This is a genomic window from Puniceibacterium sediminis (assembly GCF_900188035.1).
Taxonomy (GTDB): Bacteria; Pseudomonadota; Alphaproteobacteria; order Rhodobacterales; family Rhodobacteraceae; genus Puniceibacterium; species Puniceibacterium sediminis.
In genome coordinates, this window is record NZ_FZNN01000002.1 from 182,185 (window position 1) to 194,746 (window position 12,562).

Consider the following 12,562-nt stretch of genomic DNA (forward strand, 5'->3'; position numbering starts at 1 on the left):
AAACCTCAGGGCGCTGCGAGTATGTGGCGCGAGACCGAAAGCAGAGAAGAGCGCATGGCCAGAACAAATCCTATACAATTCGTTCAGCAAGTACGGGCCGAAGTGGCAAAGGTTGTTTGGCCTACGCGGCGCGAAGTTTTGCTGACGACCGTCATGGTCTTTATCATGGCGACTCTCACCGCAATCGTCTTTGCGACGGTCGACATACTGATCCGGGAAGGTCTGCAGCTGGTTTTGAACTTTTTCGGCTAAAATAGGCGGGGGAGTTCGGCGGGCTTTGGCCAGACAGTCACCCGATCAGATGAAAAAGCGCTCGGCAGCACTTGAATAAAACTGGCGCGGCGAGTAGTGGACACGACACCTTCCGAAACGGGCGTGCAATGATTCGTGTTGCGCGCCGATTTTCTTTTCGCGAAGGCGTCACTGTTCTGGTGGCAGACAGACAAGACGCCGTGGTAATGCGGTGCAGGAATAAGGGTTGAGGCCAGATGGCGAAGCGGTGGTATTCGGTGAGCGTGCTCTCGAACTTCGAGAAGAAGATTGCCGAACAGATCCGGACGGCGGTCGAGGAGCAGGAGCTTCAGGACCAGATCGAAGAGGTTCTGGTGCCGACCGAAGAGGTGATCGAGATTCGCCGTGGCAAGAAGGTCACAACCGAGCGACGCTTTATGCCCGGCTACGTGCTGGTGCGGATGGAGATGTCGGATCGGGGCTATCACCTGATCAACTCGATCAACCGCGTGACGGGTTTCCTGGGCCCGCAGGGGCGTCCGATGCCGATGCGGGATTCCGAAGTGACCGCTATCTTGGGTCGCGTGCAGGAAGGCGAAGAGAGCCCGCGCACGCTGATCCACTTTGAGATTGGTGAGCGGGTCAAGGTCAACGACGGTCCGTTCGAAGATTTCGACGGCATGGTTGAGGGTGTGGACGAAGACAACCAGCGCCTGCGGGTGGCTGTTTCGATCTTTGGCCGGGAAACGCCGGTCGAACTGGAATTCACTCAGGTCACCAAGCAGGGGGCCTGAGGGTAGGGCGCCCGTAAGGGTGCCAGAGACGTGGAAGGCGAGGGCAACGCGATGTCCGGACCGCACCACGGCAACGAAAAGGCCCCATCTGACGCGTCAGGGGGCTGTTGGACATAAAGGAGTAGCCAGATGGCAAAGAAGCTTGCTGGCAAGATGAAACTGCAGATCAAGGCCGGCCAGGCCAACCCGAGCCCGCCCGTGGGCCCGGCGCTGGGTCAGCGCGGCATCAACATCATGGAATTCTGCAAGGCGTTCAACGCTAAGACGCAGGAAATGGAGCCCGGCGCGCCGTGCCCGACCGTGATCACTTACTATCAGGACAAGTCCTTCACGATGGACATCAAGACGCCCCCGGCGTCCTATTTCCTGAAGAAGGCCGCTGGCATGAAGCCCGTTGGCAAGCGCAACCGCCCCAAGGGTTCGCCCCTGCCGGGTCGTGAGACCGTTGCATCGGTGACCGTTGCGCAGGTGCGCGAGATCGCCGAAGCAAAGATGAAGGACCTGAGCGCAAACGACGTTGAGGCAGCCATGCAGATCATTCTGGGCTCCGCAAAGTCCATGGGCATCGAGGTTAAGTAAGATGGCTAAGTTTGGAAAACGCACCCGCTCCGCTCGTGAAGCATTCGCCGGCAAAGAGGATATCTCTGTCGAAGAAGCGGTAAAGCTGATAAAAGCAAACTCGAAGACCAAGTTCGACGAGACTGTTGAGATTGCAATGAACCTTGGTGTTGACCCGCGTCACGCAGACCAGATGGTCCGCGGCGTCGTTGGCCTGCCCAACGGTACAGGCAAGACTGTGCGCGTTGCCGTCTTTGCCCGTGGCCCCAAGGCAGACGAAGCCACCGCCGCTGGCGCAGACATCGTTGGCGCAGAGGACCTGATGGAGGCCATCCAGGGCGGCAAGATCGATTTCGATCGTTGCATCGCAACCCCGGACATGATGCCGATCGTCGGTCGTCTGGGCAAGATCCTGGGCCCGCGCAACCTGATGCCGAACCCCAAGGTTGGCACTGTTACCATGGACGTCAAGGCCGCTGTTGAAGCTGCCAAAGGCGGTCAGGTTCAGTTCAAGGCCGAAAAAGCCGGTGTTGTGCATGCAGGCGTTGGCAAGGTTTCCTTCGACGAAGCTCAGCTGGTCGAGAACATCAAAGCCTTCATTGGCGCGGTGTCCAAAGCCCGACCCGCCGGCGCAAAAGGCACCTACATGAAGCGTATCGCGCTGAGCTCGACAATGGGTCCGGGCGTGACCGTTGATGTGGCAACCGCAGCTGCGGAATAAGAGATTGGTCCCGGGGCGTAAGCCTCGGGGCGAATGCGCGGCCAGACTATCGGTCGCGTTCTGTCCGAGACGGAGGGTTCCGGGGATAAGCCCGGAATAATTCCTTCCTGAGATGGGAAACGAGAGACGAGATTTCCGCGGGTTCTTGACCCTCGGGCGATCAAGGCCTCGGGACCCTGAAACGGACCCGACTGTCCCGGACCCTAAGTCCGGGATGAACATGAGCCGGGGGGAAACCCCCAAATTTGGAGTGAAACTGTGGATAGAGCCCAGAAAGAGAAAGTGGTCGACGAACTCGGCCAGATCTTCGAAAGCTCTGGCGTCGTGGTGGTAGCACACTACGAGGGTCTCACGGTTGCCGAGATGCAGGATCTTCGGGGGCGCGCACGCGCCAACCAAAGCTCCGTACGCGTCGCCAAGAACAGGCTCGCCAAGATCGCCCTTGAGGGAAAGCCCTGCGCAAGCATTGCTGACTTCCTGACGGGCATGACCGTTCTGACCTTCTCCGAGGACCCCGTGGCAGCAGCCAAGGTGGCCGAGGACTTCGCCAAAGATAACAAGAAGTTTGAAATTCTTGGCGGCGCAATGGGTCAGAACGCTCTGGACCGGGCCGGTGTGGAATCCGTGTCGAAGATGCCGTCGCGCGAGGAGCTTATTGCTTCGATCGTTGGCTGTATCGGCGCACCCGCATCGAACATTGCCGGAGCCATTGGCGCACCTGCTTCGAATATCGCATCCATTTTGTCCACAATCGAGGACAAGGCGGCTGCGTAAGCAACCTATGGGATCATCGTGGGGTTGAAATCCCGACGTTGGAACACATTTAGATACGGAAAGAAGTCACAATGGCTGATCTTAAAGCACTTGCTGAGCAAATCGTGAACCTCACGCTGCTGGAAGCACAAGAACTGAAAACCATCCTGAAAGACGAGTACGGCATCGAGCCCGCCGCTGGCGGCGCTGTTATGATGGCGGGCCCGGCTGATGCCGGCGGTGCGGCTGCTGAAGAGCAGACCGAATTCGACGTCATCCTGAAGTCGGCTGGCGCATCCAAGATCAACGTGATCAAGGAAGTTCGCGCAATCACCGGTCTGGGCCTCAAAGAAGCCAAGGACCTGGTTGAAGCTGGCGGCAAAGCTGTCAAAGAGCAGGTTTCCAAAGCCGAAGCCGACGACATCAAAGCCAAGCTGGAAGCAGCTGGCGCCGAAGTCGAGCTCAAGTAATCAGTTCCGGGGCAACCCGGAGCGACACCTACACAGGCTGGATCCGGGTAGCCCCGGGTCCAGCCGAGCCTGTCTCAGAGAGGCCCTTCCTTCAAAGGGCTTTTCTAAGGCGAGGTTCAAGGATCGGGAGGCGTCCGGTGGGACGGGCGCCATGAATAGATCGAAACTCTGCCGTCTCTGATGGGTGTGCCGCTGTGGCCCGACAGCGCTGCGCATTCGTTGAGAAACTGAAAAGGTGACACCTGACATGGCGAAAAGCTTCCTTGGCCAGAAACGTCTTCGTAAATATTTTGGCAAAATCCGTGAAGTTCTGGAAATGCCGAACCTGATCGAAGTTCAGAAATCCTCTTACGATCTTTTCCTGAAATCCGGTGACCAGCTCGCGCCCATGGACGGCGAGGGCATCAAGGGCGTGTTCCAGTCTGTCTTTCCGATCAAGGACTTCAACGAAACCTCTGTGCTGGAATTCGTCAGCTACGAGCTGGAGAAGCCCAAGTATGACGTAGAAGAATGCCAGCAGCGCGACATGACCTACGCTGCACCGCTTAAGGTGACGCTGCGTCTGATCGTGTTTGATATCGACGAAGATACAGGCGCGAAGTCCGTCAAGGACATCAAGGAACAGGACGTCTACATGGGCGACATGCCCCTGATGACGCCGAACGGCACATTTGTCGTCAACGGTACCGAGCGTGTTATCGTATCCCAGATGCACCGTTCGCCGGGCGTGTTCTTTGACCACGATAAGGGCAAGACGCACTCCTCGGGCAAGTTGCTGTTCGCCTGCCGGATCATCCCTTACCGCGGTTCCTGGCTCGATTTCGAATTCGACGCCAAGGACAACGTCTATGCCCGTATTGACCGCCGCCGCAAACTGCCGGTGACGACCCTGCTCTATGCTCTCGGCATGGATCAGGAGGCGATCATGGACGCCTATTTCAATACCGTCACCTTCACCGCTGAGCGCGGGAAGGGCTGGGTCACCAAGTTCTTCCCCGAGCGTGTGCGCGGCACCCGTCCGGCGTTTGATCTGGTTGATGCGGATTCGGGCGAAGTCCTGGCCGAAGCCGGCAAGAAGATCACCCCCCGCGCGGTCAAGCAGATGATCGACGACAACAAGGTTCAGAACCTTCTGGTGCCTTTCGACAACATCGTCGGGCGTTTCGTGTCCAAGGACATGATCAACGAAGAAACCGGTGCGATCTATGCCGAGGCCGGCGATGAGCTGACTTGGGAAACCAACAAGGATGGCGAAGTTACCGGTGGCACGCTGAAAGAGCTTGTGGATGCCGGTGTGACCGAGATCCCGGTCCTCGACATCGACAACATCACTGTCGGTGCCTACATGCGTTCGACCATGGCGATGGACAAGAACCTGAACCGCGACTCTGCGTTGATGGACATCTACCGTGTCATGCGCCCGGGCGAGCCGCCCACCGTCGAGGCCGCATCGAACCTGTTCGACACCCTGTTCTTTGACAGTGAGCGTTATGATCTGTCTGCCGTTGGCCGGGTCAAGATGAACATGCGCCTCGCGCTCGACAAGCCCGACACCCAGCGCACGCTGGACAAGGACGATATCGTTGCCTGCATCAAGGCGCTGGTTGATCTGCGTGACGGCCAGGGCGATATCGACGACATTGACCACCTTGGTAACCGTCGGGTGCGCTCGGTCGGCGAACTGATGGAAAACCAGTATCGCGTCGGTCTGCTGCGTATGGAGCGCGCGATCAAGGAACGCATGTCGTCGGTCGAAATCGATACAGTGATGCCGCAGGATCTGATCAACGCCAAACCGGCAGCTGCTGCCGTGCGCGAATTCTTCGGCTCTTCCCAGCTCTCGCAGTTCATGGACCAAACCAACCCGCTGTCGGAAGTGACGCACAAGCGTCGCCTGTCGGCCCTCGGGCCGGGCGGACTGACCCGTGAACGCGCAGGTTTCGAAGTGCGCGACGTGCACCCGACCCACTACGGCCGGATGTGCCCGATTGAGACGCCGGAAGGCCCGAACATCGGTCTGATCAACTCGCTGGCGACTTTTGCCCGCGTGAACAAGTACGGCTTCATCGAAACACCCTACCGCGTCGTCAAGGACTCGGTGGTGACGGACGAAGTCCACTACATGTCCGCGACCGAGGAAATGCGTCACACCGTGGCGCAGGCGAACGCCAACCTCGACGAGAACATGCGTTTTGTGAACGACCTGGTGTCTACCCGGAAATCCGGTGACTACACCCTGTCCCCGAACGAAATGGTGGACCTGATCGATGTGTCGCCCAAGCAGCTTGTGTCTGTTGCGGCGTCGCTGATCCCATTCCTCGAAAACGACGACGCCAACCGCGCCCTGATGGGTTCGAACATGCAACGGCAGGCCGTACCGACCCTTCGCTCCGAGGCTCCGCTTGTGGGGACCGGCATCGAAGAGATCGTCGCGCGCGATTCCGGTGCGGCCATCATGGCCAAGCGGACTGGCGTCATCGACCAAGTCGATGCGATGCGGATTGTTGTGCGTGCGACAGATGATCTGGACCCGGGTGATCCGGGCGTCGACATCTACCGGATGCGCAAGTTCCAGCGTTCCAACCAGAACACCTGCATCAATCAGCGTCCGCTGGTGAAGGTGGGCGATCAGGTGATCAAGGGCGAAGTCATCGCTGACGGCCCGTCCACCGACATGGGGGAACTGGCGCTTGGCAAGAACGTCATCGTCGCCTTCATGCCGTGGAACGGCTACAACTACGAAGACTCCATCCTGATTTCCGAGCGTATCTCGCGGGATGACGTGTTCACCTCCGTCCACATTGAGGAATTCGAAGTGGCGGCGCGGGACACGAAACTCGGGCCGGAAGAGATCACCCGGGACATCCCCAACGTTGGCGAGGAAGCTCTGCGTAACCTCGATGAAGCAGGCATCGTCTATATCGGCGCCGACGTCGAACCGGGCGATATCCTCGTGGGCAAGATTACCCCCAAGGGTGAATCGCCAATGACGCCGGAAGAAAAGCTCCTCCGCGCCATCTTTGGTGAGAAAGCTTCGGACGTCCGGGACACATCGCTGCGGGTCAAGCCGGGTGATTACGGTACGGTCGTCGAAGTGCGTGTGTTCAACCGCCACGGTGTGGAAAAGGATGAACGCGCCCTGCAGATCGAGCGCGAAGAAGTCGAACGCCTTGCACGTGACCGCGATGACGAACTCGCGATCCTCGACCGTAACATCTACGCGCGTCTGCGCACGATGATCATGGGCAAGATCGCGGTCAAGGGTCCGCGCGGCGTGAAGCCGAACGCCGAGATTAACGAGGAACTGCTGTCCTCGCTAACCCATGGTCAGTGGTGGCAGCTGGCGCTGTCGGACGAAGATGACGCCAAGATCGTCGAGGCCCTGAACGAGCAGTACGAGGCGCAGAAGCGTACTCTTGATGCACGTTTCGAAGACAAGGTCGAAAAGGTCCGTCGTGGCGACGATCTGCCCCCGGGTGTGATGAAGATGGTCAAGGTCTTCGTCGCGGTTAAGCGCAAGCTGCAGCCGGGCGACAAGATGGCCGGCCGTCACGGCAACAAAGGTGTTATCTCGAAGGTTGTGCCAATGGAGGACATGCCGTTCCTCGCCGATGGTACTCCGGTCGACTTTTGTCTGAACCCGCTGGGCGTGCCTTCGCGCATGAACGTCGGTCAGATTCTGGAAACCCACATGGGCTGGGCCGCGCGCGGTCTGGGGCTCAAGATCGACGAGGCGCTGCAGGACTACCGGCGCACCGGCGACCTGACCCCCGTGCGTGAAGCGATGAAGATCGCTTATGGTGATGATGTATACGAAGAAGGCATCGTCGGCATGGACGAGGACACGCTGGTTGAGGCGGCAGGCAACGTCACCCGGGGTGTGCCGATCGCGACGCCGGTCTTTGATGGTGCGAAAGAGGCCGATGTGAACGACGCGCTGAAGCGCGCCGGGTTCGACACATCGGGTCAGTCGGTCCTGTTCGATGGCCGCTCGGGCGAGCAGTTCTCGCGCAAAGTGACGGTGGGCATGAAGTACCTGCTGAAACTGCACCACCTCGTGGATGACAAGATCCACGCGCGTTCCACAGGGCCGTACTCGCTGGTCACTCAGCAGCCGCTCGGTGGTAAGGCGCAGTTCGGTGGTCAGCGCTTCGGGGAGATGGAAGTCTGGGCTCTGGAAGCCTATGGCGCTGCCTATACCCTGCAAGAGATGCTGACGGTCAAGTCGGATGACGTGGCGGGCCGGACCAAGGTCTATGAATCGATCGTCAAGGGCGAAGACAACTTCGAGGCCGGTATCCCGGAATCGTTCAACGTGCTTGTGAAGGAGGTCCGGGGTCTGGGCCTCAACATGGAACTCCTGGATGCGGAAGAGGATGAGTAACACCAAAATTTTTCACGGAAAAATTTTGGTGGCGAGGTTCTTCGTACGAGAAACCTCGCGCCCGTCCCAGTCTTCCCACCCGATATTCGAGGTATCAAAATGAACCAGGAACTGACAAACAACCCGTTCAACCCGGTCGCTCCGGCAAAGACGTTTGACGAGATCAAGGTTTCGCTCGCGTCGCCGGAACGGATTCTGTCGTGGTCGTTCGGCGAGATCAAGAAGCCTGAAACCATCAACTACCGGACGTTCAAGCCCGAGCGTGACGGCCTGTTCTGTGCGCGTATCTTTGGCCCGATCAAGGATTACGAATGCCTTTGCGGCAAGTACAAGCGGATGAAGTACCGTGGCGTCGTCTGCGAAAAGTGCGGCGTCGAAGTGACCCTGCAGAAGGTCCGCCGCGAGCGGATGGGCCACATCGAACTGGCTGCACCCTGCGCGCACATCTGGTTCCTGAAGTCGCTGCCGTCGCGCATCGGTCTGATGCTGGACATGACCCTGCGCGATCTTGAGCGTGTTCTGTACTTCGAGAACTACGTGGTGATCGAGCCGGGCCTGACGGATCTTACCTACGGTCAGATGCTGACCGAAGAAGAGTTCATGGATGCCCAGGACCAGTACGGCATGGACGCCTTCACGGCCAATATCGGCGCTGAAGCGATCCGCGAAATGCTGGCAGCAATCGACCTTGAGCAGGAGGCCGACACTCTTCGCGCCGACCTCAAGGAAGCGACAGGCGAGCTGAAGCCCAAGAAAATCATCAAGCGCCTCAAGGTGGTGGAATCCTTCCTGGAATCCGGCAACCGTCCCGAGTGGATGGTTCTGACCGTCATTCCGGTCATTCCGCCCGAGTTGCGGCCGCTGGTGCCGCTGGATGGTGGCCGCTTCGCGACCTCCGACCTTAACGATCTTTACCGTCGCGTGATCAACCGGAACAACCGTCTCAAGCGGCTGATCGAACTGCGTGCGCCCGACATCATCGTGCGTAACGAAAAGCGGATGCTGCAGGAATCTGTTGACGCCCTGTTTGACAACGGGCGTCGTGGCCGCGTCATCACCGGTGCAAACAAGCGTCCCCTCAAATCCCTGAGCGACATGCTCAAGGGCAAGCAGGGTCGCTTCCGCCAGAACCTTTTGGGCAAGCGCGTCGACTTTTCGGGTCGTTCGGTCATTGTGACCGGTCCGGAGCTCAAGCTGCACCAGTGCGGTCTGCCGAAGAAAATGGCGCTCGAACTCTTCAAGCCGTTCATCTATTCGCGGCTCGAGGCCAAGGGCCTGTCCAGCACCGTCAAACAGGCCAAGAAACTGGTTGAGAAAGAGCGCCCCGAGGTTTGGGACATTCTGGATGAGGTAATCCGCGAACACCCGGTCATGCTCAACCGTGCGCCGACGCTGCACCGTCTGGGCATCCAGGCGTTCGAACCCCAGCTGATCGAAGGCAAGGCAATCCAGCTGCACCCGCTGGTCTGCTCGGCCTTCAACGCCGACTTTGACGGTGACCAGATGGCCGTGCACGTCCCGCTGAGCCTTGAGGCACAGCTGGAAGCGCGCGTTCTGATGATGTCGACGAACAACGTTCTGTCGCCTGCAAACGGCGCACCGATCATTGTTCCGTCGCAGGATATGATCCTCGGTATCTACTACGTCACGATTGCCCGCGATGGCATGAAAGGCGAAGGCATGAAGTTCTCTTCCATCGAGGAAGTCGAACATGCGCTGAACGCCAAAGAGGTGCACCTGCACGCCAAGATCGAATGCCGCGTCACCCAGATCGACGAAGAAGGCAACGAGATCATCAAACGCTACGAAACCACACCTGGTCGCGTCCGTCTTGGTGCCCTGCTGCCGATGAACGCCAAGGCGCCGTTCGACCTCGTGAACAACCTGCTTCGCAAGAAGGACGTTCAGAAGGTCATCGACACCGTCTACCGCTACTGCGGTCAGAAAGAGTCGGTCATCTTCTGCGATCAGATCATGACCATGGGCTTCCGCGAGGCGTTCAAGGCCGGCATTTCCTTCGGCAAGGACGACATGGTCGTGCCGGAAACAAAATGGCCGATCGTCGAAGAGACCCGCACCCAGGTCAAGGATTTCGAACAGCAGTACATGGACGGCCTGATCACTCAGGGCGAAAAGTACAACAAGGTTGTCGATGCCTGGTCCAAGTGTAACGACAAGGTCACCGATGCGATGATGTCGACCATCTCGGCCTCCAAGACCGATGTCGATGGCTCGGAAATGGAACCGAACTCGGTGTACATGATGGCCCACTCCGGTGCGCGTGGTTCTGTCACACAGATGAAGCAGCTGGGCGGTATGCGTGGCCTGATGGCCAAGCCGAACGGCGACATCATCGAGACGCCAATCATCTCGAACTTCAAGGAAGGTCTGACCGTTCTTGAATACTTCAACTCAACCCACGGCGCCCGTAAGGGTCTGTCCGACACCGCTCTGAAGACGGCGAACTCGGGTTACCTGACCCGTCGTCTGGTGGACGTCGCGCAGGATTGCATCGTGCGCATGAAGGACTGTGGCACCGACAAGGCGATCACCGCCGAAGCGGCTGTCAACGATGGTGAGGTTGTGTCGTCCCTAGCAGAGCGTGTGCTGGGCCGTGTGACGGCTGAAACCGTCTATCGTCCAGGCACCGAAGAAGTGCTGGTCAAGGACGGTCAGCTGATCGACGAACGTCTGGCAGATATCGTGGACGAAGCGGCGGTACAGACCATGCGCATCCGTTCGCCCCTGACCTGTGAGGCCGAAGAGGGCGTGTGCGCCACGTGCTACGGTCGTGACCTTGCACGCGGTACGCTGGTCAACCACGGCGAAGCTGTCGGCATCATCGCCGCACAGTCCATCGGCGAACCGGGCACACAGCTGACGATGCGGACCTTCCACATCGGCGGCGTTGCACAGGGTGGCCAGCAGTCGTTCCTCGAGGCATCTCAGGCGGGCATCATCACCTTCGAGGGTGCTCTGACGCTGCAGAACTCCAACGACGAGACACTGGTCATGGGCCGCGGCATGAAGCTGCGGATCATGGACGAGCATGGTGCCGAACGCGCCAGCCACAAGGTCGGCTATGGCACCAAGCTGTTTGTCAAAGAGGGCGACACTGTTGCCCGCGGCGACAAGCTGTTCGAATGGGATCCCTACACCCTGCCGATCATCGCCGAAAAAGACGGCATGGCGCGTCACGTCGACCTCGTGAACGGTATTGCCGTGCGCGAAGAGACTGACGATGCGACAGGCATGACCCAGAAGATCGTCTCTGACTGGCGCGCGGCCCCCAAGGGCAACGAGCTCAAGCCCGAGATCATTCTGGTCGACGCAGATGGCGAACCGGTCCGCAACGACGCGGGTAACCCGGTGACCTATGCGATGTCAGTTGACGCGATCCTTTCGGTCGAAGACGGTCAGGACGTCAAGGCCGGTGACGTCGTCGCGCGTATCCCGCGCGAAGGCGCCAAGACCAAGGACATCACCGGTGGTCTGCCGCGTGTGGCCGAACTCTTTGAGGCACGTCGCCCCAAGGACCACGCCATCATCGCGGAAATCGACGGCTATGTGCGGTTCGGCAAGGACTACAAGAACAAGCGCCGCATCAGCATCGAGCCGGTGGACGACAGCCTGTCGCCCGTCGAGTACATGGTTCCCAAGGGCAAACACATCCCGGTTGCCGAAGGCGACTATGTGACCAAGGGCGACTACATCATGGACGGTAACCCCGCGCCGCACGACATCCTCGCCATCATGGGGATCGAGGCGCTGGCGAACTACATGATCGACGAAGTGCAGGATGTTTATCGTCTGCAGGGCGTGAAGATCAACGACAAGCACGTTGAGGTCATCGTTCGTCAGATGCTGCAGAAGTGGGAGATCCAGGACTCTGGCGACACCACCCTGCTCAAGGGCGAACATGTCGACAAGGCCGAGTTCGATGCCGCCAACGAAAAGGCGATCAAGAAGAACGGCCGCCCCGCACAGGGCGAACCGATCCTTCTGGGCATCACCAAGGCGTCGCTGCAAACTCGCAGCTTCATCTCGGCTGCGTCCTTCCAGGAAACCACGCGCGTCCTGACTGAGGCCTCGGTCCAGGGTAAGAGAGACAAGCTCGTGGGTCTGAAAGAGAACGTGATCGTCGGTCGGCTGATCCCCGCCGGTACCGGTGGTGCAACACAGGCCGTCCGTCGCATCGCGACCGAGCGGGACACAGTCGTCATCGACGCGCGTCGTCTGGAGGCTGAGTCGGCTGCCGCCCTCGCAGCGCCAATCCCGGAGTCTGTGGCTGAAGATCAAACCGATACGGTCGTAGTCGACACGCCGGAGAGCAACGACTAAGGCACCCCTTCGGTCAGTTGAAAATCAAAGGCCTCCGTGCGGACAGCACGGGGGCCTTTTCTATAGTGAAATAATAATAGGCGTGTCGCTCAATGACGGCGCCCGCCAGACAACGGCACGGATTCAGCCCCTCTATCGGTCGAGATGACCCGGCGCTGAATAGCGAAGCGCAGTGCCGGAAAGTGCGTGAAACGAGGGATACCCTAATGTCTGAGAAGTTTATCACGCACTTGGTTTACGTATGAAGCGGGTCGCAAATATCCGCAGAAGGGGCAGGGTCCCGTGCCATTAGCGCGAAATTCCAATCTCG

8 protein-coding genes are annotated in these 12,562 nt (G+C 59.1%); all 8 read left to right on the plus strand.

The features are described from left to right. Window positions 1-54 precede the first annotated feature (54 nt). Entirely contained in the window at window positions 55-252 is a 198-nt protein-coding gene (gene secE / locus CHB75_RS03520; RefSeq protein ID WP_089269313.1) for a preprotein translocase subunit SecE, read from the plus strand. A gap of 236 nt (window positions 253-488) precedes the next feature. Then, on the plus strand, window positions 489-1,025 hold the full coding sequence (gene nusG / locus CHB75_RS03525; RefSeq protein WP_089269140.1) for a transcription termination/antitermination protein NusG: 537 nt from the start codon (window positions 489-491) through the stop codon (window positions 1,023-1,025). Between the two features lie 129 nt (window positions 1,026-1,154). Continuing rightward, window positions 1,155-1,604, plus strand: coding sequence for a 50S ribosomal protein L11 (gene rplK / locus CHB75_RS03530; RefSeq protein WP_089269141.1), 450 nt, complete (start codon window positions 1,155-1,157; stop codon window positions 1,602-1,604). A 1-nt stretch (window position 1,605) separates the two neighbouring features. Continuing rightward, a complete protein-coding gene (gene rplA / locus CHB75_RS03535) occupies window positions 1,606-2,304 on the plus strand; it encodes a 50S ribosomal protein L1 (protein WP_089269142.1) in 699 nt (232 codons plus the stop codon). A 258-nt stretch (window positions 2,305-2,562) separates the two neighbouring features. Beyond that, window positions 2,563-3,078, plus strand: coding sequence for a 50S ribosomal protein L10 (rplJ, locus tag CHB75_RS03540; protein ID WP_089269143.1), 516 nt, complete (start codon window positions 2,563-2,565; stop codon window positions 3,076-3,078). A 71-nt stretch (window positions 3,079-3,149) separates the two neighbouring features. Continuing rightward, window positions 3,150-3,527: a 50S ribosomal protein L7/L12 gene (rplL, locus tag CHB75_RS03545; RefSeq protein WP_089269144.1), complete on the plus strand. Its 378-nt coding sequence runs from the start codon at window positions 3,150-3,152 to the stop codon at window positions 3,525-3,527. Window positions 3,528-3,774: 247 nt separating this feature from the next. Beyond that, entirely contained in the window at window positions 3,775-7,911 is a 4,137-nt protein-coding gene (gene rpoB / locus CHB75_RS03550) for a DNA-directed RNA polymerase subunit beta (RefSeq protein ID WP_089269145.1), read from the plus strand. 99 nt (window positions 7,912-8,010) lie between these two features. Beyond that, complete coding sequence (rpoC, locus tag CHB75_RS03555) at window positions 8,011-12,252, plus strand: DNA-directed RNA polymerase subunit beta' (RefSeq protein ID WP_089269146.1); 4,242 nt, start codon at window positions 8,011-8,013, stop codon at window positions 12,250-12,252. Window positions 12,253-12,562: the final 310 nt, after the last annotated feature.